This is a genomic window from Flavobacterium sp. (assembly GCF_024642105.1).
Lineage (GTDB): Bacteria > Bacteroidota > Bacteroidia > Flavobacteriales > Flavobacteriaceae > Flavobacterium.
Window position 1 is genome coordinate 1 of record NZ_JAHEBT010000057.1, and the last position, 21506, is coordinate 21506.

Here is a 21506-nt window from a genome sequence, read left to right on the forward strand (position 1 = left end):
TTCTTCGTTTGTAATTTCAATTAATTTGGCATCAACGTCAAAGATACCTCCTCAACGCACCAAGGCGTTCTACAATACCTTTTATTTGTTCGGTAGTTGTCATAAATTATGTAATTTTGTGAGGCAAAAATAAGACTTTTTTAAGGAAAGACAATTCGGGAATTGTTTGTCCTTCACTATAAAAACATAAAAATGGAAATAAACTTAGTTAGCGACACCATTACCAAGCCTACACACGAAATGTTACAGTATATGTTTAACGCTGCTGTAGGTGATGATGTTTACAAACAAGACCCAACGGTTATTGAATTAGAATCGAGAGTTGCAGCATTATTCGGAATGGAAGCGGGATTGTTTTTTCCATCAGGAACAATGGCCAATCAAACGGCAATCAAACTGCATACTCAACCGGGCGAACAGTTAATAGCAGATAAATATGCACACGTTTATAACTACGAAGGAGGGGGAGTTTCTTTTAACAGTGGGGTTTCGTGTTGTTTATTAGACGGAAATCGCGGCATGATTACAGCTTCTCAAGTCAAAGCAGCAATTAACGATCCAGAGTTTTATCACAGTCCGTTGACGAGTTTGGTTTGTGTAGAAAACACCACAAATAAAGGTGGGGGAGCGTGTTACGAATTGGACCATTTACGCCAAATCAAAGAAGTTTGTACCGATCATAATTTGAAATTTCATTTGGATGGCGCTCGAATTTGGAATGCTTTGGTAGCCAAAAATCAAGATCCAAAAGAATTCGGAAAACTATTTGATACGATTTCGGTTTGTTTGTCTAAAGGATTAGGCGCACCCATTGGCTCTGTTTTATTGGCTGATAAAAAGACGATTCATCGTGCCTTGCGTGTTCGAAAAATTTTTGGAGGAGGAATGCGTCAAGTAGGGTATTTGGCTGCAGCCGGAATCTATGCTTTGGATAATAATATAGACCGTTTAGCTGATGATCATCGCCGTGCCAAAGAATTGGCAGCTGTTTTGCAACAAAAGGATTGGGTAGCTTCAGTTGAACCTGTAGAAACTAATATTTTGATTTTTTCATTGGCACCACAAATAAAGGAAGCCGATTTGATAGAAAAACTAAAACAAAAAAATATTTTAATTAGTTCGATGGGACAAGGCAAATTGCGCATTGTAACGCATTTGGACTACCGAGAAGTAATGCATACTTATGTCTTAGAAACACTAGAAAAGTTGGTAGTTTGTTGATGGTTTGTTAGCTAACAAACCATCAACGGTATTCTTTATTTGAACAAATTATCCATTTCTGGAATCATTGGCATGTCCATTTTGGCTACTGCATCTAATTCGGCTTCGTTTACTTTAGTCGCTTTCTCGATGGCTTTGTTTAAAACCAAGATTAAATAATCTTCTAGTTGTTCTTTGTCTTCCAATAATGCATCATCAATTGAAATCGATTTGATAACTCTATTAGCAGTTAAAGTAACTTTAAGTGTTCTGTCAGTACTTTGTTCGTCAATAAGAACGGTATCCAAACGTTTTTTAGTATCTTCTATTTTTTGTTGGGTTTCTCTTAATTTACCCATCATTCCCATTAAATCCATTTTGTCTCTGTTTGTTAAATTGGAATACAAAATTAGTACATTCCGACTGTAATTACATAATAAAATAAAGTTAAAATAGCAGAATTTTCAATAGGCTTTGCCTTATTTTTGTACCTTAATTAGTAATAAATACAATCGAAAGATGTCTACAAATAGTACGGCTCCAAAAGCAAAAATACTTCCTAAAAAATTAAAGAAACATAATGAGATTCGAATCGATAATTATTTTTGGTTAAACGATAGAGAAAATCCTGAAGTGATTGATTATCTGAATCAAGAAAATGCCTATTATGAAACCATGACAGCTCATACCAAGGATTTTCAAAAGGAATTGTTTGAGGAAATGAAAGGCCGTATTAAAGAAGACGATCAATCGGTTCCGTATTTGTATAATGGGTATTATTACATCACTCGTTTTGAGAAAGGACAAGATTATCCTATCTATTCTAGAAAAAAAGGAAGTTTGGAAGCCAAGGAAGAAATCTTGTTTGATTGTAACGAATTAGCCAAGGGGCATGCCTTTTTTCAATTAGGAGGTTTGAGTGTGAGTCCGGACAATCGCTATGCTTCCTTTGGAGTAGATACTGTTGGAAGGCGTATTTATACCATTAAAATTAAGAATTTAGAGACCAATGAAATCCTTCCAGATGTCATTGAAAATGTAACAGGAGGTTCAGTTTGGGCCAATGATAATCTAACCCTTTTTTATACGAGACAAGACAAAGTTACCTTACGTGCGGATACCGTTTTTAAACATAAATTAGGAACTTTGGCTACTGCAGATAGTTTAGTTTTTGAAGAAAAAGACGATACGTTCAACGTTTCGGTAGGGAAGGAAAAATCGAAAAAATACATTGTGATTGGCTCTGAAAGTACTCTAACCACAGAATATCGAATTTTACCTTCGGACACTCCAGATGGAGAATTCAAGGTGTTTCAGCCTAGAGTTCGCGGACTAGAATACAGCATTTCTCATTTTGGAGATTCGTTTTATATCTTGACCAATAAGGATAAAGCGACCAATTTTAAATTAATGAAAACCCCTGAAAATGCAACTGAAAAGAAGCATTGGAAAGAAGTGATTGCCCATAGAGAAGAGGTATTGATTGAGGATATTGAGATTTTTAGGAATTATTTGGTAGTAGAAGAACGTTCTAATGGACTGAATCATATTCGTATAGTGCCTTGGAGTGGAGAAGGAGAGTATTACTTGCCTTTTGGAAGTGAAACCTATAATGCCTACACAACTACAAACGTTGATTTTGACACCGATATTTTGCGTTATAGTTACCAATCGTTGGCTACTCCTTCTTCGGTAATTGATTTCAATATGAAGACCAAAGAAAAAGAAATCAAGAAAGAGCAAGCCGTTTTGGGAGGTCAATTTGACAAAAATAATTACGTTGAAGAACGTGTTTGGGCAACAGCCCAAGACGGAACTAAAGTACCTATTTCTATGGTATATCGCAAAGAATTGAAGAAAGACGGTACAAATCCTTTGTTGCAATATGCGTATGGTTCGTATGGGGCTACTATGGAACCTTATTTTTCAACTACTCGATTGACTTTGTTAGATCGCGGATTCATTTTTGCCATTGCACACATTAGAGGTGGGGAAGATTTAGGAAGACAATGGTATGAAGACGGAAAATTGTTAAAGAAAAAAAATACGTTCACTGATTTTATCGATTGTTCTCGATTTTTAATTCAGGAAAAGTATACTTCGCCAGCTCATTTGTATGCTGAAGGTGGTTCTGCAGGAGGTTTGCTAATGGGAGCAGTTATAAATATGGCACCTGAGTTGTATCATGGTGTGATTGCCCAAGTACCTTTTGTAGATGTTGTAACGACAATGTTAGATGACAGTATTCCCTTAACTACAGGAGAGTATGATGAATGGGGTAATCCTAACAATAAAAAATATTACGACTATATGTTGTCCTATTCACCTTATGATAATGTGCGAGAGCAAGAATATCCTAATATGTACGTTTCGACAGGATTACACGATTCGCAAGTACAATATTGGGAACCAGCAAAATGGGTTGCTAAATTACGTACTCATAAAAAAGGAGATGCCGTTTTGTACCTGAATACGAATATGGATGCGGGTCATGGCGGTGCCTCAGGACGATTTGAAGCGATTAAAGAATTGGCAAAAGAATATGCTTTTTTATTAGATTTAGAGCAAATTAAAAAATAATTAGAAAAATAATGTTAAATTTGCTTCAAATTGGGGCGATCCAAAAATGTCCTTAATTAACTTTTTTTTATATGAAAGAAGAAATAAATGCTTATAATTCGGTTTTGGACTTAATAGGAAATACACCTCTTATTAAGCTAAAAAAAGTAACTGAAGGTATGGAAGGTAATTTCTATGCTAAGGTAGAAGCATTTAATCCAGGACATTCTTCTAAAGACAGAATTGCATTATACATTATTGAACAAGCTGAGAAACAAGGAATCTTGACTCCTGGCGATACTATTGTAGAAACCACTTCAGGTAATACAGGATTTAGTTTGGCAATGGTAAGTATTATAAAAGGATACAACTGTATTCTTGCCGTGAGTTCAAAATCGTCTAAAGATAAAATCGATATGCTTCGTGCAATGGGAGCTAAAGTGTATGTTTGCCCTGCGCATGTTTCTGCAGATGATGAACGTTCGTATTACAGTGTAGCCAAACGTTTGCACGAAGAAACAAAAGGGTCGGTTTACATTAATCAATATTTTAATCAGTTGAATTTCGATGCTCACTATTTGAGCACAGGACCTGAGATTTGGAAACAAACTAACGGAAAAATCACGCACCTTGTTGCTTGTAGCGGAACAGGAGGGACTATCTCTGGGACGGCCAAGTATTTGAAAGAGCAAAATCCTAATATTAAAATTTTAGGTGTGGATGCTTTTGGTTCAGTATTAAAAAAATACCACGAGACAAGAGAATTTGATAAAGAAGAAATCTATCCGTATCGAATTGAAGGTTTGGGTAAAAACTTAATCCCATCGGTTACGGATTTTGATGTAATTGACAAATTCATGAAAGTAACTGACGAAGAAAGTGCTCATGCTACTCGTGAATTAGCTAAAACAGAAGGCTTATTTGTAGGGTATACCTCAGGAGCTGTTCTTCAAGCTATTAAGCAATATGCTGATGAAGGAGAGTTTACTCCAGATAGTAATGTAATAGCTATATTTCCAGATCATGGCTCACGTTATATGAGTAAAGTATTTAGTGACGACTGGATGAATGAACAAGGTTTTTTTGATAGTATTAATGAAGAAGAAGCTCAAAAAATAGAATTTATAAAGTAACCTTTTATATAAGATTAAATTAAAGCTCCACAATCCCTGGAGTTTTTTTATTGTATCAAATATAGTTGAAACAAAAAAAACTCTCGAGCAATCGAGAGTTTTGTATTTGAATTAACGGGGCTTAACCCTAAAGGAAATTTATTCTTCCATAGTATGATATACGTTCATCACGTCATCATCTTCTTCAATTTTTTCGATCAATTTTTCCACATCGGCTACCTGGTCTTCGGTTAGCTTTTTAGTGATTTGTGGAATTCTTTCAAATCCAGAAGATAAAATTTCCAAACCTCTGTTTTCTAATTCTTTTTGGATAGTTCCAAAGCTTCCAAAAGGCGCATAGATTAAAATTCCGTCTTCGTCTTCAAAAACTTCTTCGGCACCAAAATCAATGAATTCTAATTCCAATTCTTCTGGATCCAAACCTTCTTTTGGAATACGGAAATTACAGGTATGGTCAAACATAAACTCAACCGAACCTTGTGTTCCCATTGTCCCATTACATTTATTAAAATAAGAACGAATGTTAGCTACTGTTCTGTTATTATTGTCGGTAGCCGTTTCAATCAAAAGTGCAATTCCGTGAGGAGCATAGCCTTCAAACAACACTTCTTTGTAGTTGGCAGTATCTTTATCAGTTGCTTTTTTAATAGCACGTTCTACATTTTCCTTAGGCATATTGGCTGCCTTCGCATTTTGTATTACAGCTCTTAACCGTGAATTGGCATCTGGATTTGGTCCTCCTTCTTTTACTGCCATTACGATATCTTTACCAATTCTAGTAAAGGCTTTGGCCATTGCTGACCAACGTTTCATTTTTCTTCCTTTTCTAAACTCAAACGCTCTTCCCATTTCTGATATTTATTTAACGGTGCAAAAATAGTATTATTTTGCAGTTTTTACAATCCTTGTTATTTTTTATAAAATGGTAGTTTCACCACTTTAGCAGGGACATCATTTTTACGAATTCGGATGTAGATATCGCTATCAACACTACTAAATTCAGTATTTACATATCCTAAACCAATCCCTTTGTTTATCGATGGTGACATGGTTCCAGAAGTTACAATTCCGATACCATTTCCATCAGCATCCACAATTTCGTAATCGTGTCTTGGTACAGCACGTTCTTGCATTTCAAATCCCACTAATTTTTTAGTAACTCCCGCTTCTTTTTGCTTTTTCAAATTAGCTGAATTGGTAAATTCTTTATTGAATTTGGTTATCCACCCTAGACCTGCTTCTAATGGTGAAGTAGTATCGTTGATGTCGTTTCCGTACAAACAGAATCCCATTTCTAAGCGTAACGTATCACGAGCTGCCAATCCGATAGGTTGAATATTGAATGCTTTTCCTGCTTCAAATACTTTGTTCCAAATGTGTTCTACATCGGCATTTTTACAATAAATCTCAAATCCGCCAGCTCCTGTATAACCGGTTGCTGAAATGATTACCTCATTGATTCCGGCAAAATCTCCCACTTGAAAATGATAGTATTCAATTTGAGCTAAATTCAATGAAGACAAACTCTGCATCGCTTCAACAGCTTTTGGTCCTTGGATGGCTAATAATGAGTATTCGTCTGAAAGATTTTTCATCTCAACACCTAAATCATTGTAGCTACTAATCCAGTTCCAGTCTTTATCAATATTAGAAGCATTTACAACTAATAAATATTCATCTTCTTTCATTTTGTAAACCAATAAATCGTCTACAATTCCGCCTTCCGCATTTGGTAAACAGGAATATTGTGCTCTACCAATAGTTAATGCAGCAGCATCATTTGAAGTTACTTTTTGAATTAAGGCCAAAGCATTAGGTCCTGAAAGTAAAAATTCACCCATGTGTGATACATCAAACACACCTACTCCGGTTCGGACAATTTCGTGTTCAGCATTTACCCCTTCGTAAAGAATTGGCATATTGTACCCTGCAAACGGAAGCATTTTGGCTCCCAAACTTTCGTGAATGTGCGTTAAAGCGGTATTTTTCATTGTGATTGAAGTAAATTTTTTGATGGCGCTAATTTATCGCTTTTTTATGGAGTGGCAAAAAATAAGCGAAACGGATTTCGGAAGATAATTCTGTTTGTCTAAGACGAGTGGTTGTCGTTTTTTAGCAGCTAATTAAGAATATATAAAGCTCCTCGAATTAGACGAGTTATAGATTTAGAACAAAAAACAGAGATACTATATTAAAATAATTCCAATTGAATTGCCAAGTAAAACAAGTGTTTAGCTTTGGTTTCATTTGCTTTTTCAAAGTCATTATCTACTTGGTAAGTAGATGTTTTTATACAGCTGTAGTTAAAATTAGAGATGATTTGATTCACCACATTTAAAGTCTCTCCCTTAGTTTTCGAGGTGCAAAAGAGAATATCTGGATTATAATTGGCTATAATTTTTTCTAAACTGTTTTCGGGTTGAGTATTGGAAGTTTCTTTGCTTTCGAAAGCAACAATTTTTCCTTTTACTCTAATTACTAAAGTAAAATCTATAGTCGGTGGATATTTATAAGTGTAAACTATTTGAGCATCAGCATATTTGTTTAGTATTAAATTAGCCAATTCGACTAATGTACTAGATTTGCCCTTGTTTGCCGAATTAGAAATTAGTATTATCGCTCCCATAATTCCAAACAGTTTTTAATTGTTATAATTGTTATATTATTTCTTTCAAAGCATCATTTCTAAATTAGCGTAGTGTTTATTAGAAATCGATTCGTTAAAAGTGAGTGCCGTCTTACTTTAGATTTTCTTAGGCATAAAATTATACAATAACCAGAGTATTCTGTTACGGTTTTTTAGGATTTTTTTTACGGTTTTTAGATTTTATCTACTATTACTCAATAATCCCATTTTCTTTACTCGTTCAATTAAGTCGGCATCTGAACCTCCTTGAAATATGAGTTGCTTTTTTAGATTTGCTTTTCGTTTTTCAATAGTGCTTAATGAAAGAGGTATGTATTGTGTTAGGTGTTTTGTCTTTATCCCATCAGCAATGAGTTGTAGTATTTTGCTATCATGTTCGTCCCAGTTGATGTTTTTGATGATAAACTCTTTTTGTGCTTCTATGATGGTTTTACTATAATAGGTGTCTTTTTTTGTAATTGCTTCCATTATGAGAGGAAAGCTCTTGTAATTGATGTCGTTTTTTGAGATAAATCCTTGTGGATTTAGTATTTTAATGATTCGGTTTACCCAAACTGGTTCGTTGTGCATGGAGATAATAATGATGCTACAATTAGGAAAATGGCGCTGCACTAAACTACCTATATCATCTCCAGAACGCAAATTCATTTCTTCATATTTAGGGAGACTTACGTCAATGAAAGCAACATCTAATCGGGTTTCGATTGCCTTTAGTTTTACAATCGTATTGTAGGCTTGTTCGCAATTGTATGCCAAGTGAAAGTTGGTCTTTTCGTTAGCTTCAATTGTGGATAATAGTGCTACATAACTATCTACAATTAGTGGATGGTCGTCAACAATAAGAAAGTTCATTTTATTTTTTTTGGTTGAATAAACATTTCGAATTGGGAGCGAAAACGAACCAAATTTAATCAAAATATAATTAAAAGACTACGGTTTTACCGTAAAATTGGGTATCTAGCTCTTTCTAAATTGCAAATAAAAATGCAATTTTCTTATGTACTTATCGATGGATCCCAAGTCATTGAACCTACATTAGAATTGATAAAAATTCACGATGCTTTTTTGTGCGTGGCTATTTGTACCAATCGAACTGAGAGTATCAATAAAATATTAGAATTGAAACCCGATGTAGTCTTTATGAATATTAGCGATGAAAATGTACCATCGCAAGAAGCTATACAGCTTTCTTTATTGAGTGAACTGCACGAATTTTTGGATGTTTTGCCCACTATCATTGTAGTAAGTACTTCTAAAGATCAGGCTTTTGATGCCTATCAACGGGGAGTATCTGGCTATTTATTGCATCCAATTGATGCGAATGAATTGCGCAAATGTTTGATGCGCTACCAAAAGACGCATAACTCTTTATATGCGGATAAAATTTCGATTAAGTCGAATGGCGATTACCACTTTATTAAGACTAGTGATATTGTGTATTTGAAAGCAGACAACAATACTACCGATTTCTATTTGCAATCCGGAAAGGTGATTACCGCTTTCAAAACCTTGAAACATTTTGAGAAATTATTGCCGTTCTATTTTTTTAGAATTCATCATGGGTATGTAATTAATGTGGACTATGTGAGTCGGATTAACTTAGGGAAGAGTAAGTGTTATTTATTGAATAACGAGCTTGTCTTACCTTTTTCCAGAACCTACAAAGACAATATTGCGACTATTATCATACGAATTTCGTAACACTGTTTTTGTCACTTACTCGCAAAAGCAGTTGACTTACTATACCTGCTTTGTCATTGACTAATCAAGGCCTTTTTGGGTGTGATTTGCTATTTCTCCTTGCTACATTTGGCTTATCCAATCAATGGAATTAAAGCTTTAATGGTTGTTTTTAGTGTAGGGTAAAGATGCTAAAAATGACTCTGAGAAAGACCACCCTTCTTTTCAGAACAATCAATTGAACCGCTGCGCTCAGAAGGCATGGCTAGGATATTATTTCTAATCCTTAAATGATTTATTATGAAAACCCCAGTTGTATCAAAATTTGTTTTGTTGTTTGTTTTTAGTATTGTTCTTCAATCGTGTACCGCAGATGCCTTGCCAGGAGACCCGGCAGCTAGCCCTGATAAGACGGTGGTTAAGCCAACGAATGTGAGTGCGGATCTTAATGCTGATGGAGAGCCAATTATACCTAAAACTAAAGGTTAATTAGAATATTCAAGACCATGTTTTCATGGTCTTTTTTTGTTATTTTTGGATAAAAATATTTTGAACAAATTAGTAGTTTTTTTATTTCTTATTTTATTAGTTACGATTTCTTGTTCCAGAAATAAGAACTATGATTTTTTATTTATTCAATCTCAAAAATACATCCAATTCAATTCTGATCAAAAAAGGAAGTGTTTAGATTCTTTAGAGTTAATTTCAAAGTCTCTTCCCAACGATATTATAACTCGTCATTTCTTATTTGATTTGGCAGCAGAATACTATTTTTTAAACCAACTTCAAAAATCATTTAAAGTTAGTAAAAGAGTATTTCAATTATCATCAGATGTTAAAGACAGTTTAGGAATAGCTAAGTCTTTATATTATATGGGGGATTGTTATGAAATTACTCAAAAAGATAGTGCTTATTTTTATTATCAAAAAGCAGAAAAACTATATCGTTGGCTAGGTAATAAAGAAAGAATAGGTAGGATGTTGTTTAATAAGGGGTATTTGTTATTTTATGATGGAAATTATTTAGAGAGCGAGATTTTAGTTTCTAAAGCTTTACAATTATTAAAAAAAAGTGATGATATTAAATTAAAATTTACGTGTTATAATTTAATAGGTACCAATTTTGAAAAATTAGAAGAATTTAGAGAGTCATTAAAATACTATTTATTAGCAAAAGAACTTCTAAATGATTTAACAGAACATAATAATGATTTTGATCAAAAGAATAGTTATAAAATTACTCTATCTGTAAACATTGCAAATATTTATGAAAAGCGGTTACAATATTCAAAAGCAGAAAAAGAATTAGAATCCATTTTGACAACGGACTTAAAGGAAAAATGGCCCAAAGACTACTCAACTGTTATAGGCAATTTAGGGTATGTTAAAACCAAATTAGGTAATTTGAAAGATGGTGAAGCTTTGATGAAAGAGGCTTTAGTTCTTTCTAGAAAAAGTGGAATTAAATCTAGTATTGTTTATAAGTTACACAATTTAGGTAAGTATTATATTGATACCAAAGATACTCTCCAAGCTATTCTTTATTTAAAAGAATCTCTTCAGTTAGCTGAAAAATTGAAATCTACTGATGATGTCAAAATTAATTTGCAGCTGCTTTCTACAATAGATAAAACAAATACATCCTATTATGATAAAAGATATATTACTGTAAGTGATAGTCTCACTAAAGTGCAACGCAAAAATAGAAACAAATACGCGCGTATTGAATACGAGACATCGGTTGTGGAAGATGCTAATAAAGAATTGAGTAGCCGGAATTTGTATTTGATTGTTGGGGTAGTGGTATTGGCAGGTGCTTTGGGAATTCGTTATGTGTTGGGACAGCGCAAAGAATTGGCGTATCGAAAACAATTGCAGGCGGCAGAGTTGGAGTTGTTTGATTTGATGCGTTCTTCTCAAATTGCTTTGAATAGAGCTAAGGAAGAGGAGCAGAATCGGATTTCGAGGGAATTACACGATAATGTGATGAATAAAATTTATGGCGCCCGATTACAGTTGGGGATGTACAATACGATGACAAGTCTTGAGGCTGAAGAAAAACGATCCAAACAAATTGATAATCTTCAATTAATTGAACAGGATATTCGATCTATCGCTCATGATTTATATTCGGATATGGTTTCTCATTTTGATTTTTCCGAATTATTGGCCAGTTGTGTACAACAAGCTAATGCTACTACTGAATTTCATTTAGACTGTGATGAGCGTATTGATTGGGAATCTATTTCGGGCTTGGTTAAAATAACTATTTATCGAATTGTTCAAGAAGCCTTATCTAATGTGGCTAAATATGCTGATGCTTCGCAATGTTTTGTAACGATTACTCAACTAGATGCTACCTCCTTACGTTTGACGGTTATCGATAACGGAAAAGGGTTTGATATGAGTCAAACTACAAAAGGAATAGGTCTTAAGAACATGAGTACTCGAGCTCGTGCGGTTAAAGCTGAGTTGAATATTTATAGTTTGCCAGAGCAAGGAACTACTATTCAGTGTAGATTTGAGGTTTAATTTAATAAAACGTGTTGATTGACTAATTGTCAATACTTATACATCTTATATTTTTTTTATTGAGGCTATAAGGATACCCCAAATGATAAATTCGTTATCCTGCGTTACCTTGATGGGTTCAAAATCGTCATTCTCTGTAATCAACCAAATTACATTTTGTTCTATTTTGACGCGCTTAGCAGTAAATTTACCATCAATATAACATAGAGCAGTTTTATCATTTTCGGGTTCTAAACTTCTATCGATAATCAGCAAATCTCCATTATAAACACCCATGTTTTTCATCGAGTTATCCTTTACTTTTGCATAGATTGTAGCCTCTTTGTTCTTTATTAATTCATTAACAATATCAATTTTTACCCCAACAAAATTATCAGCAAGTCCAGGAAAGACTGGCCCTGGTATTCCATCAATAAAAGGAAGTTCCAAAGTTGTTGAATAATCAGGGGTATAGAATTCTAAGGTTGGATTACTATATAAACGTCTCAATTTTGTCATTATACAAATATAAAAATAAAAAATTTAATAAATTGTTGTCAATAGTTATAAAGAAAAAACCCACTAAATTGTTGAATTTAGTGGGTTTTAGAGCCTTTTGCTTTTCAGCCAGCGGAGAAAGAGGGATTCATTTACTACAAAAGTTATCAATAAAATCAATACCTTACAAAGTATATTATTTAAGTGACACCTCGACTGACTCCTCTTTTATAGGGCTACTATTATTCTAAATTCAAAGTAGTCAAATATAAGAATTTGTATTTACATATTAAAATAGTAAGACCAAAAAATGAACTGATTTTAGGTATTTTCTACTACTTATGCCGACTAAAATTTGGCTCACTTTTATCCAATAATCAAGTGGTCTAGTTGTTCATATTTTATACCTGAATAGGTACAAAACTCATCTATCGTCAAGAACTCATTATCGAGCTTGTTGAGGTCTCTTTTAATTTTTTGCATTAATCTGGTGCTTTGTCGGTAACTCTTGCCTGTAATGCGCTGTATGTCCTTTGGGTAGATGCATACTCTTTTAATGGCTGTTTTCATACTTTATCTATGCTTTTGATTGGGGGTTGACTGGCTTGTTCCTACGCTTATTTTGGAACTAAATTTAAGCACTATTTTGCTAATTCTATATTGGGTACCCTAAATTATTTTAAATGTCATTTGTTGTTTTATTTGTCAATTATGTCATTATAAGTCAAATGGTAGTATTACTTATTTTAAATAATAAGTTTAAGTATCATATTTGCTCAAAATCAATCAAAATGCTGCAGTAAAAAAAGATTGGTACGAGTATCAAAAATTAATTATTAATCAAAGATTTGGGGTAATTATGGCAAGACAAAAAGGCATAATTAAATTAAAAGGGACTATTGGGGATATTACCTTTTATAAAACTAAGGATGGGCATTTGGCACGCGAGAAAGGCGGTATTGAAGGCAACAGAATTGCGAGTGATCCTGCGTTTCAGCGCACCCGAGAGAACGGTTCGGAATTTGGGAGAGCAGGCAAAGCAGGGAAAACCTTACGTACTGCTTTACGAACTTTACTCTTGAACTCTGCCGATGGTAGAATGGTGAGCCGATTGACGCAGTCGATGATCAAAGTGATTCAGGCGGATCAAACCAACGAAAGAGGGCTACGCAATGTCATTGACGGCGAGGCCGAACTCTTATTGGGATTTGAGTTCAATATCGGGGGGAAACTAGGCACTACTTTGTTTGCTCCTTATACGGGAACAATCGACAGAGTAGCTGGTGCAATCAAGCTGGATATGGCTTCTTTCATTCCATTGAATATGATTGCAGCACCAGGAGGGACTACGCATTTTAAAATTGTATCTGCGGGGGCGGAGGTCGATTTTGAGGCGGAAACTTTTGTGAGCAGCAGTTCGGAGACGGCAATCCTTGCTTGGGATACCACTGCTACGGCGGTGATCAACCATGTCAATTCGGTGACTCCTAACAGCACTAAACCGTTGTTTTTGGCTTTAGGAGTTGAATTTTACCAAGAGGTAAATGGTGCGATGTACCCACTTAAAAATGGGGCATTTAACCCGCTATCGTTAGTTCAAGTGAGTGGACTATAGATGGTTTTAGTGTTAACAAGAACCTATTTCCCTTCGGGAACCAACGGTACACTCGCTATGGAGGGGCGGTTCATTTGTAATACCATTGAACTCCCTTGGAAAGACAACAAGAAAAGGGTGTCGTGTATTCCAGAAGGGAAATACTTGTTACGCAAGCGGTATGCTCCTAAATTTCGCTGGCATTTGGAAATTGTGGGAGTGAGGAACAGAACTTTTATTTTGTTTCACCCCGCCAATAATGCTTTGCGGGAATTGAACGGCTGTATCGCTCCCGTAACGACTCTTTCGGGACCAGGTAGGGGATTTTTGTCCCAACAGGCTTTTGTCTCCTTAAAAAAGTTGGTATACCCACATTTGGATGCCAAAGAGCGTGTGGCATTGATTGTACAATCTTAAAAATTACATCAGATGAATCTCATTCAACGAGCGAAAGCTCCGACACCAAAATTTTTCAAAGTACTTCGCACTATAGGATTGGGATTAGCGGCTGTAGGTGGCACTATTTTGGCCACACCCATTGCGCTACCAGTCGTAATCACTTCGATAGGAGGCTATCTGGCTGTTGCAGGCAGTGTGGTCTCGGCGGTCAGTCAGGTCACGACCTTAAACGAAGCCGAGCATGAATCACACTAATTTGACCTTGAGAGGTACGGCGGGCGGCACTTTTTTGAGTGTTTTGCCCAACCTCAGCTCGGAAGACGTCTTCAAGACGGTGATTTTAGCTGCTATTGGTGCTATTGTGAGTTTTTTACTTTCGTTAGTGCTTAAACTATTTATTAAGAAGTCGGATTCCTAGTTTGACCCTTGTTGTGGTGACCTTTGGGTCAAACGAATTAAAGCCAAGTCGTGAGATTTGGCTTTTTTATTATCTGCTTTTGAAAAGAAAAAAGAGAAAAAAAGAAAGCACACGTGATAGCGGAAAGGACGAACGGAAATGGAGGGAGGCACGACCGACTGGAAGTGAGGACTGGACGCTAGTTTAGCTGCCTTTTTTTCTTTTTCTTTTCAAAGAACATGATACTTTCACTACTAAACAAGTGGGGCAATAAACACCCCCAAGCACCGCAGAAAAGGAACTGTAGCGGTAGCGAAAGTTGCTTTTTCGAGGAGCGCCGTGGCGGGGTTGCGGCAATCGAACAGCCACCGCAGGATGAGAGCGGAGCGGAGTATACGCAGTGGATCATAATGATGCGAGCGTAACACGGCGGGGAAATAATAGAACATAGCCTTTGGCGTACCTTGATTTAGGCGAAGTGCTAACGGCGCCGACCCCGATGGCTGAGCGAAGGAGCAACCGCCCAAACTATAAGGGGCTGCAGACAGCCTACGGCTGATATAAAGCGGAAGGTAGCTTGCGGACTGTAGCTGAATGAAGCGGTAGGGTGGATGTGGTAGCCCCGACGAACGGAAGGTAGGGAGCGTGTGAAGATGAGGAAGTGTGCCACAAAAAAAACAGTGGCTTGCTCAAGCGACTGTTTTTTTTATGGTGGTGCACTGACTGCGGAATGGAGGGCGTACCCCGACTGGAGCAGCCGAACGGAACAAAGCCACCGACTGGAGAGAGACCGCTTGATTGCTTCGCCAGTTCGAGTAAAGCTCTCGAGTGCCCGTATTATTTAGGTATTATTTAGGTATTATTCTTTGGATAGAGAATGTTTTGTAATTTTTCTACTGCTTCTTTGTGTTTTTGAACAGGCATTTGTTCTAGATTTATCATTTTCCAACGAACCGATGGAAGATTGGCAATTACCTCCACATTATCCATTTCTAATAGATTCCAATCAGGGGCTTTGTTTTTGAATGACAGAAGGAATTTCTTTTCATTTTCTGTCATATCCATATGGATTTGATGAATTAGGTTTTCTCTAGCTTCTTCCAGTTGTTCTAACGGAACCTCAACTTGGGCCATTTGCATGAACTCTGTGACATAAATTTCGCTTATGTCTTTACGATTTGGAGCTAATAGTTCAGCCATTGGCCTTTGGTGGCTTATCAGAAATATTAAGAATGTTTTACGAAGGTTTTCGGTTAATCCTTCATTTTCGAGAAGAAATTTTACATCAAATAAATCTCTCGGATGTTGTCTGTCTAAAGCAGCACACAATTTTCCTGCATATAAGTCCGGAAGTGATGCTACTTGCATTTCGACATATCCGAATTCTTTTTCTACCTCTTCACTCACTTCCATTCTTATTTCTGGAAAAACGGTACCTCTTATTACTGGTGATAACTCCACTTTGATACGCACTTCTCCTTGGCTTACAATGAGTCTTAATGCATCGCTTTGATCGTGTGCATTCTGTACTTTGCTATCTGGTATTATTTCAAGTATCAGTTTGCTGATGCGTGACAAAGCCGCTTTGATATTTATAAGCGCCGTTTCGCGATCATCCATTGGTATATATAATAAATCAATGTCGACCGAAAGGCGAGGTAATGCTCTAAAAAATAAATTGATTGCTGTGCCTCCTTTAAGCGCAAAGCACTTCTCTGTATCCACTAAAGGTAAAACCCGGACTAAAAGTTGTACTTGTTTACTGTATCTATTATTTGCGTCTATAGCCATTCTGGTACCGTTATTTTATATTTAGTATCTAATTTACCTCCTTTTGCGATCATTCTATTACCTGAACCTAATGTTATGGTCTCTCTGTTGATTTTATTTAACCAAACATAATTATGACGGTCAGCAAACCAAAAGAAAAGTCGTTTGACTTTTACATTTTTACATTCTTCTAATAGCTTTTGAAGGCTTCGAGGGGATAGTGTTGTTAGCCCCTGTATTAATTGATCTGCATGTTCAAAAGTTACTTTTTGAGGCACATCTAAGAGTACTTCCAGGTAGGCTCTTTCGGGTGTTGATATGATTAGTTTTTCACTTTCGTTATCCCAATTCCTTTCAGTTGTAAAAGAATGTAAACGACTGTTTTTATTTGATTCTATTTTGTTTTCTTCTTCACTTTTACCCAACAAGCTGTTTGTAGTATGCCTAACAAAATTTGTATTCAAAGATAGATTCGTAACCCATTCTGGTATTACATCATTTCCATACAAATGCACTATTTTGTTTTCAGCTAATGATAAGTAATGTGATAACCCTTGTATTTCTAATGCTGTTATACCACCTACTACTAAGTCTGTTTGGAATATTGATTGCAAGGAAAATACCAATGATTGCCAGGATATTTTAGTTCTGTTTCTTACATACACCCCTTTACTTATGGATTCCAGTTGATTGCTTTTTACTAAATTATCTATTGCGTGATGGCTTAAATTGTTTTTTAGTAGCCATTTACGGTTAGTTATTACTCCTTCGGGCATTATATGATATAACTCTTTTCTACGAACTACATTTACAGCCATAATTTAAATATTTTACTTTTTACGGCGATTATCGCCGTTATGCAAATGTAGTGTAAATTATTTTATTTACAAAAAAATGTTATTACGGCGATAATCGCCGTTGTTTTTATGAAATGTAAATTATTTTTGTTCTATAACTAATTATAACGGGTTACAAATTTGCAACTCAAACTAGAAAAGGTTTTCGGACTAGCAGTAAGAAAACTTATAATCAACGTAAAAGGATTGACTTCGTTGAATTATTGTTCTTTTTTAGTTATTTACCATGCGATAGGATTAGCTACGCTGAACTACGTTTCGCGCGGTAGCAGGGGGAAGGAATTTGTAAACCCCCTTGAAAAAAAAAAAATGATATTTGGAATTCTACCTTTTACTTTTTAGTAAATCAGGGACATTGATAATAGGTAATATTAGAGAATTCAAATAAGTATCTTTCCAAATGTTAAACATTATTCCTCTTAAAGTAGAATAAGAAATAGCCAATAGCGTACAAACAAAAACTCCAGCAAATAATGGTTTTTCATTGTTTATTTGGTAATGGTCTTTTAGATCTTCAATCTTAAAGAAAAAATCAATTTCGTAATTACCACCTTGATTTATTGTTTTCCCATTTATCTCTGCACTTACATCTAAATAAAGTCTAATTTTAACTAATTCTTTATCTAGATTATGCATCATACTATGAGATACCTGTATGTCGTATATAGGTTTGATATCCAATTTTTCATTATATAAAACCGTGTTTTCTTTCACTGTTTTTATATTGGTTAAATGGATTTTTGATGGAACTATTTGAGCATTATCCATACTTATGATACTTTCTTTTCTAAACCACCTTCAGTAGCAAATACTTCAGAATTTTCAAATGAAGTTTCTTCTAATTCGTCTTCTTGATTCACATAAATTTTAAAGTAAACAAATTCTTTTTGGGCTTCGATATGAATAATATCTTCTCCTAAAACTGTTTCAATTTTTGTGATGGTTTTCGTTGTAAATGTGTGTGTGCCAGTTAACCATTTACTTATTTCGGAAGGTTTTTTATCTAACATACGTGCTAAATCCGCTGCTTTTAACCCACGTTCTTCTAACATCTCGTGAATTTTGTTAGCAATTGCTAAATTTTTTTCTACAAGCTTAGCGATTTCTGGATTACCGTTTTCTTGTAACCAGTCGTTTATGATATTGTTTTTTGGAAACTCCATTGTTTAAAGAAATAATTTTAAATCTGATGAACAGTTTATTAAAGTGAAATCGTCATTCCAAACGATGTCTTTTTCTACAAAAGCTAAATCAATTGCTTTTGTTAACCGGTTTGCTAATGTAAAGTGATCTTTAACATTCGGACAGTCTTGTGCATAATGTGTAGTTTTTATGTCGCCATTAAACAAAAACACTACATTTTTATTTGCTCTGAGGCAATATAACCTGATGTTATTTGCTTTGGTCTTTCCCAATTCAGTATAACATGGTTCTCGGTCTTTGCCTTTTGGAGGCAATGCAGAAGCATCTGCGATGGCTGCCTCTGGTCTAAATAAGTGATGTTGTGCACCATATTTATCTCCTATAATTTTTATCCATTCTAGCACGTGATTTAATTTTTTTCTATTATGTTCACTATGATGATTAATAAATTCTTCAAACAATGATGTTTTATTATTATTAATACATACAGAATAATAAGCTACTTTATTATAGCGTGCTATTGGTTTTATGTGTGCAAATGTATTCACTTATAAGTTAATTTCCAAATTATTATTCACTTTTAAGTGAACTTTTATTTTTTTAGTTTCTATATACTAAATGAATCCAGATTAATCATTATTTTTTCTACTAGATTTGAAGTCACGGATTATAAATCCGTGCTATAAGGGTTTATACCTTTTTAGCAGCCGTATCAACAATAGTATTTACAAAATTAGAAGTAGTTTTTTCTTCTGTTGTATTGTTATAACCCGTAGATTGAGGATTAAATAATTCTTTAGCAGCTATGTCTAGTAATTCAGGATTATTTCCTTCTCGAGATAAATCAATTGCATTAGATAAAGTCAATTTTTTATTTCTATTAACTATTTCATTGTGCTTGTTAGAGTTGTAATTTTTAACACTCACTTTTAGAGAATATATTATAATGGAATAAATTAAAACATAAGAACTAATATACTTAGCATAGGCAATGTATAGCATTGTCTTATCTTGGATTGTAAAACAACACAGGTCTTGTCTTATTCCAATTAGTCCAGATACTTTAGTTGACATGCAATAAATAATTGAAATTAAAATTATTACAATAATCACTGCCCCTATTAACCATTTTCTAGAAATTTTTCTAGATTCTTCTTCTGCATATTTATAATTAACAGTTTCTTTATTTAATAATATTTTATTAAATGCTTCTTTTGATTTTTCATCAAGTCTCGTATTTACTTTTTTAGTATTTTCTAAAAGTGTATTTAATTCGTTAATTTTAGCAACCAAATCTTCCTTTTGTGCATCTAACTCCTCTTTGAAATTTGAAAATTCTAACCACTTTTTAAAATCTTCTAAGTTCTTTGATCTTAGTAATAACTCCTTAATTTTAGTACAAAACTGAACTAATTTCTGAATGGCTTCTATTAATTCCGATTCAGCCATTACAATACAATTAATTTTTTCTAATTGAAACAATAAAGTTTCGTTAGAATCAAGATTCTTATTGATAAAATCGCTTACTTTTTGTTTACTTGTAGTACCCCATTCAACAAATAATTTTTCTCCATAAATATTTTCCTGAATGTTATTTATTTCATCCATTAATTTATTAAGTTCTTGAATAATTTGTTTCATAAAATCATTCTGCTGTCCATTTCCTGCGTAGCCTCCCATAATTTTTTATTTTGAATCTTCTTTTTTCATCTTCTTCTCTTATTTGGTGTGACACTTTCTTTATTTGGTTTTGGTCCTGTTTTGATTGCTTGGATGATCATAGGTCTTTATTTTTATATTGATTAAGCACGGATTACAAATCCGCGCAATCGGGTTATTGATTAAGCACGGATTACAAATCTGTGCGGTCGGGGATATCGGTAGTTTTTATTTTACGCATAAGTCAACAAAAAAGTCAAATAGTCCACGAGAGAAGAATGCTAAAACATTAAACACAATAGTAATTAGTATTTTAATTCCAATGGATTTTAGTATATCGTTATTCTTCTTTTTGTTTTCTTCGTTTTCATTTTCGTCCCCTTTTGTAAATTTAAAAAGTGTTGAAGGACGTATTCTATTGATATATCTTTCAGTTTTGTTTGCCCATAATTTACCACCTTCGTAAAAAAGGAAATATATTAACGAAGAAATTAGTAAACCTGCAAAAATTCTACTGAGAAATACTTTGTCAAATTGATTTGTCCAAATTATGTCAAGATATATTTTGCTTAACCAAAAAAGAATAGTTGAGCCTGCAATTAAAACTAGGAAAACTATAAATTGCTCTACTTTTTTAGAATTACTTCTCAAAATGGCTTGCCATTTTGCATTGAAAAAGTTTTTAGGTAATGCTTTATGCCAATTTTCAACAATTAAAAATATTTCATTGCTAACAACTGGATTTATAAAGTCAATTGAACAAATTGCATGTGCAAAAGCTTCATGCAATTGTTCTTCCTCTTCATGATTCATAACTAATTCAAGCATATCTCTAGGTTTTAATTTAGAGCCAATTCGAAGTTTTACAGTGTGTCTTTGAGGGAATTTATAATTATTCAGTTTAATACTAAAATCCCAAGTGACTGTAATACTTTTTGTAACGGCACTTGTATGCCATTTTTCAGTAATAAATTGTCCCCAAGTACCAAAATCAAATGTTCTGTTATTGTCCAACGAAACAACCGCTGTGACTTGACTTGTCAATATTAGACTTAAACTTAACTTTTCTTGTATTAAATCATTTAGTTCTTTGATGTTATCAATTGAAACAATTTTACTTTCAGGGTAGAATTTAGTCTCTCGGTCAGGCTTAGCATTTATTAAATAATAAAAAGATTTAAAGTCCTCAATTGAGATACCTGATGTCATTGCTGTCGTTGTCGTGCTGTCAACAAGGACTGGTTTATTTTCATTAGTTTCTTCTGTCATTTTTTATTTTAATGTTTGTTGTCGTGTTTGTAAAATTATCGCTAACTACCAAATAGCATTAATGTTATATAACATTTTTGGCTCTGTCAGCAGTTAAATTATTCTTTTTTTTTGGAGTTGATTTCGATGGTTGTAACGATGGTGTATTGCCAGGTGTTCCTTTATTATCACGTTGACGTTGATCCTGTTT

General features: G+C 34.4%; 22 protein-coding genes. 9 read left to right on the forward strand and 13 right to left on the reverse strand.

The window, feature by feature from the left end; genetic code table 11:
• Window positions 1–192: 192 nt before the first annotated feature.
• The gene (locus tag Q0L65_RS13385; protein ID WP_296687267.1) at window positions 193–1221 is read left to right on the forward strand and encodes a GntG family PLP-dependent aldolase; all 1029 of its coding nucleotides are present in this window, start codon (window positions 193–195) and stop codon (window positions 1219–1221) included.
• A gap of 35 nt (window positions 1222–1256) precedes the next feature.
• On the opposite strand, the gene Q0L65_RS13390 is transcribed toward Q0L65_RS13385, so the two are convergent.
• Window positions 1257–1577 carry a YbaB/EbfC family nucleoid-associated protein gene (locus tag Q0L65_RS13390; RefSeq protein WP_296687269.1) on the reverse strand — a complete coding sequence of 107 codons (321 nt, stop codon included), beginning with the start codon at window positions 1575–1577 and terminating at the stop codon, window positions 1257–1259.
• Window positions 1578–1719: 142 nt separating this feature from the next.
• Here Q0L65_RS13390 and Q0L65_RS13395 point away from each other — a divergent pair, with 142 nt between their 5' ends.
• Both Q0L65_RS13395 and Q0L65_RS13400 read left to right on the forward strand, forming a co-directional pair.
• Window positions 1720–3780 (forward strand): S9 family peptidase, encoded by a 2061-nt coding sequence (locus tag Q0L65_RS13395; protein ID WP_296687273.1) that lies wholly within the window; start codon window positions 1720–1722, stop codon window positions 3778–3780.
• Window positions 3781–3851: 71 nt separating this feature from the next.
• Window positions 3852–4892, forward strand: coding sequence for a cysteine synthase family protein (locus Q0L65_RS13400; protein ID WP_296687275.1), 1041 nt, complete (start codon window positions 3852–3854; stop codon window positions 4890–4892).
• A gap of 138 nt (window positions 4893–5030) precedes the next feature.
• Here the strand turns inward: Q0L65_RS13400 and Q0L65_RS13405 are convergent, their stop codons facing one another.
• The 4 genes from Q0L65_RS13405 to Q0L65_RS13420 form a co-directional block, all read right to left on the reverse strand.
• Window positions 5031–5741, reverse strand: coding sequence for a YebC/PmpR family DNA-binding transcriptional regulator (locus tag Q0L65_RS13405; RefSeq protein ID WP_296687276.1), 711 nt, complete (start codon window positions 5739–5741; stop codon window positions 5031–5033).
• Between the two features lie 59 nt (window positions 5742–5800).
• Complete coding sequence (gene gcvT / locus Q0L65_RS13410) at window positions 5801–6883, reverse strand: glycine cleavage system aminomethyltransferase GcvT (RefSeq protein WP_296687278.1); 1083 nt, start codon at window positions 6881–6883, stop codon at window positions 5801–5803.
• Window positions 6884–7083: 200 nt separating this feature from the next.
• Window positions 7084–7518: a hypothetical protein gene (locus Q0L65_RS13415; RefSeq protein ID WP_296687279.1), complete on the reverse strand. Its 435-nt coding sequence runs from the start codon at window positions 7516–7518 to the stop codon at window positions 7084–7086.
• A 201-nt stretch (window positions 7519–7719) separates the two neighbouring features.
• Window positions 7720–8391: a response regulator gene (locus tag Q0L65_RS13420; RefSeq protein ID WP_296687281.1), complete on the reverse strand. Its 672-nt coding sequence runs from the start codon at window positions 8389–8391 to the stop codon at window positions 7720–7722.
• Window positions 8392–8523: 132 nt separating this feature from the next.
• On the opposite strand from Q0L65_RS13420, the gene Q0L65_RS13425 reads away from it, so the two are divergent.
• The 3 genes from Q0L65_RS13425 (at window position 8524) to Q0L65_RS13435 (ending at window position 11751) form a co-directional block, all read left to right on the forward strand.
• Window positions 8524–9240, forward strand: a complete 717-nt coding sequence (locus tag Q0L65_RS13425) for a LytTR family DNA-binding domain-containing protein (RefSeq protein ID WP_296687283.1) — start codon at window positions 8524–8526, stop codon at window positions 9238–9240.
• Between the two features lie 279 nt (window positions 9241–9519).
• Window positions 9520–9708, forward strand: coding sequence for a hypothetical protein (locus Q0L65_RS13430; protein ID WP_296687284.1), 189 nt, complete (start codon window positions 9520–9522; stop codon window positions 9706–9708).
• A gap of 60 nt (window positions 9709–9768) precedes the next feature.
• Window positions 9769–11751, forward strand: coding sequence for a sensor histidine kinase (locus tag Q0L65_RS13435; protein ID WP_296687286.1), 1983 nt, complete (start codon window positions 9769–9771; stop codon window positions 11749–11751).
• A 45-nt stretch (window positions 11752–11796) separates the two neighbouring features.
• Here the strand turns inward: Q0L65_RS13435 and umuD are convergent, their stop codons facing one another.
• Window positions 11797–12249 carry a translesion error-prone DNA polymerase V autoproteolytic subunit gene (gene umuD / locus Q0L65_RS13440; protein ID WP_296687287.1) on the reverse strand — a complete coding sequence of 151 codons (453 nt, stop codon included), beginning with the start codon at window positions 12247–12249 and terminating at the stop codon, window positions 11797–11799.
• An 838-nt stretch (window positions 12250–13087) separates the two neighbouring features.
• On the opposite strand from umuD, the gene Q0L65_RS13445 reads away from it, so the two are divergent.
• The 3 genes from Q0L65_RS13445 (at window position 13088) to Q0L65_RS13460 (ending at window position 14639) form a co-directional block, all read left to right on the forward strand.
• Complete coding sequence (locus Q0L65_RS13445) at window positions 13088–13843, forward strand: hypothetical protein (protein WP_296687290.1); 756 nt, start codon at window positions 13088–13090, stop codon at window positions 13841–13843.
• Entirely contained in the window at window positions 13844–14239 is a 396-nt protein-coding gene (locus Q0L65_RS13450; RefSeq protein ID WP_296687293.1) for a DUF5675 family protein, read from the forward strand. It begins immediately after the preceding gene.
• A gap of 223 nt (window positions 14240–14462) precedes the next feature.
• Window positions 14463–14639, forward strand: a complete 177-nt coding sequence (locus tag Q0L65_RS13460; RefSeq protein WP_296687296.1) for a hypothetical protein — start codon at window positions 14463–14465, stop codon at window positions 14637–14639.
• A gap of 831 nt (window positions 14640–15470) precedes the next feature.
• Here the strand turns inward: Q0L65_RS13460 and Q0L65_RS13465 are convergent.
• From Q0L65_RS13465 to Q0L65_RS13495, 7 genes are all read right to left on the reverse strand, one after another.
• Window positions 15471–16409 carry a nucleotidyl transferase AbiEii/AbiGii toxin family protein gene (locus Q0L65_RS13465; protein ID WP_296687298.1) on the reverse strand — a complete coding sequence of 313 codons (939 nt, stop codon included), beginning with the start codon at window positions 16407–16409 and terminating at the stop codon, window positions 15471–15473.
• On the reverse strand, window positions 16400–17206 hold the full coding sequence (locus tag Q0L65_RS13470; RefSeq protein ID WP_296687299.1) for a type IV toxin-antitoxin system AbiEi family antitoxin: 807 nt from the start codon (window positions 17204–17206) through the stop codon (window positions 16400–16402). Before Q0L65_RS13470 ends, Q0L65_RS13465 begins: the two co-directional genes overlap by 10 nt.
• Window positions 17207–17569: 363 nt before the next feature.
• Window positions 17570–18013 carry a hypothetical protein gene (locus Q0L65_RS13475; protein WP_296687301.1) on the reverse strand — a complete coding sequence of 148 codons (444 nt, stop codon included), beginning with the start codon at window positions 18011–18013 and terminating at the stop codon, window positions 17570–17572.
• A 2-nt stretch (window positions 18014–18015) separates the two neighbouring features.
• Window positions 18016–18408 carry a helix-turn-helix domain-containing protein gene (locus Q0L65_RS13480; RefSeq protein ID WP_296687302.1) on the reverse strand — a complete coding sequence of 131 codons (393 nt, stop codon included), beginning with the start codon at window positions 18406–18408 and terminating at the stop codon, window positions 18016–18018.
• A 3-nt stretch (window positions 18409–18411) separates the two neighbouring features.
• Window positions 18412–18936, reverse strand: a complete 525-nt coding sequence (locus tag Q0L65_RS13485; protein WP_296687304.1) for a hypothetical protein — start codon at window positions 18934–18936, stop codon at window positions 18412–18414.
• A 142-nt stretch (window positions 18937–19078) separates the two neighbouring features.
• Window positions 19079–20068 (reverse strand): hypothetical protein, encoded by a 990-nt coding sequence (locus tag Q0L65_RS13490; protein WP_296687306.1) that lies wholly within the window; start codon window positions 20066–20068, stop codon window positions 19079–19081.
• Window positions 20069–20275: 207 nt separating this feature from the next.
• Window positions 20276–21316: a hypothetical protein gene (locus Q0L65_RS13495; protein ID WP_296687307.1), complete on the reverse strand. Its 1041-nt coding sequence runs from the start codon at window positions 21314–21316 to the stop codon at window positions 20276–20278.
• Window positions 21317–21506: the final 190 nt, after the last annotated feature.

Excerpts from the sequence above, each read along its gene's own strand:
- Q0L65_RS13385 (WP_296687267.1), top strand. The coding sequence starts at position 193 with ATGGAAATAAACTTAGTTAGCGACACCATTACCAAGCCTACACACGAA.
- Q0L65_RS13390 (WP_296687269.1), bottom strand. The coding sequence starts at position 1,577 with ATGGATTTAATGGGAATGATGGGTAAATTAAGAGAAACCCAACAAAAA.
- Q0L65_RS13395 (WP_296687273.1), top strand. The coding sequence starts at position 1,720 with ATGTCTACAAATAGTACGGCTCCAAAAGCAAAAATACTTCCTAAAAAA.
- Q0L65_RS13400 (WP_296687275.1), top strand. The coding sequence starts at position 3,852 with ATGAAAGAAGAAATAAATGCTTATAATTCGGTTTTGGACTTAATAGGA.
- Q0L65_RS13405 (WP_296687276.1), bottom strand. The coding sequence starts at position 5,741 with ATGGGAAGAGCGTTTGAGTTTAGAAAAGGAAGAAAAATGAAACGTTGG.
- gcvT (WP_296687278.1), bottom strand. The coding sequence starts at position 6,883 with ATGAAAAATACCGCTTTAACGCACATTCACGAAAGTTTGGGAGCCAAA.
- Q0L65_RS13415 (WP_296687279.1), bottom strand. The coding sequence starts at position 7,518 with ATGGGAGCGATAATACTAATTTCTAATTCGGCAAACAAGGGCAAATCT.
- Q0L65_RS13420 (WP_296687281.1), bottom strand. The coding sequence starts at position 8,391 with ATGAACTTTCTTATTGTTGACGACCATCCACTAATTGTAGATAGTTAT.
- Q0L65_RS13425 (WP_296687283.1), top strand. The coding sequence starts at position 8,524 with ATGCAATTTTCTTATGTACTTATCGATGGATCCCAAGTCATTGAACCT.
- Q0L65_RS13430 (WP_296687284.1), top strand. The coding sequence starts at position 9,520 with ATGAAAACCCCAGTTGTATCAAAATTTGTTTTGTTGTTTGTTTTTAGT.
- umuD (WP_296687287.1), bottom strand. The coding sequence starts at position 12,249 with ATGACAAAATTGAGACGTTTATATAGTAATCCAACCTTAGAATTCTAT.
- Q0L65_RS13445 (WP_296687290.1), top strand. The coding sequence starts at position 13,088 with ATGGCAAGACAAAAAGGCATAATTAAATTAAAAGGGACTATTGGGGAT.
- Q0L65_RS13450 (WP_296687293.1), top strand. The coding sequence starts at position 13,844 with ATGGTTTTAGTGTTAACAAGAACCTATTTCCCTTCGGGAACCAACGGT.
- Q0L65_RS13460 (WP_296687296.1), top strand. The coding sequence starts at position 14,463 with ATGAATCACACTAATTTGACCTTGAGAGGTACGGCGGGCGGCACTTTT.
- Q0L65_RS13465 (WP_296687298.1), bottom strand. The coding sequence starts at position 16,409 with ATGGCTATAGACGCAAATAATAGATACAGTAAACAAGTACAACTTTTA.
- Q0L65_RS13470 (WP_296687299.1), bottom strand. The coding sequence starts at position 17,206 with ATGGCTGTAAATGTAGTTCGTAGAAAAGAGTTATATCATATAATGCCC.
- Q0L65_RS13475 (WP_296687301.1), bottom strand. The coding sequence starts at position 18,013 with ATGGATAATGCTCAAATAGTTCCATCAAAAATCCATTTAACCAATATA.
- Q0L65_RS13480 (WP_296687302.1), bottom strand. The coding sequence starts at position 18,408 with ATGGAGTTTCCAAAAAACAATATCATAAACGACTGGTTACAAGAAAAC.
- Q0L65_RS13490 (WP_296687306.1), bottom strand. The coding sequence starts at position 20,068 with ATGGGAGGCTACGCAGGAAATGGACAGCAGAATGATTTTATGAAACAA.
- Q0L65_RS13495 (WP_296687307.1), bottom strand. The coding sequence starts at position 21,316 with ATGACAGAAGAAACTAATGAAAATAAACCAGTCCTTGTTGACAGCACG.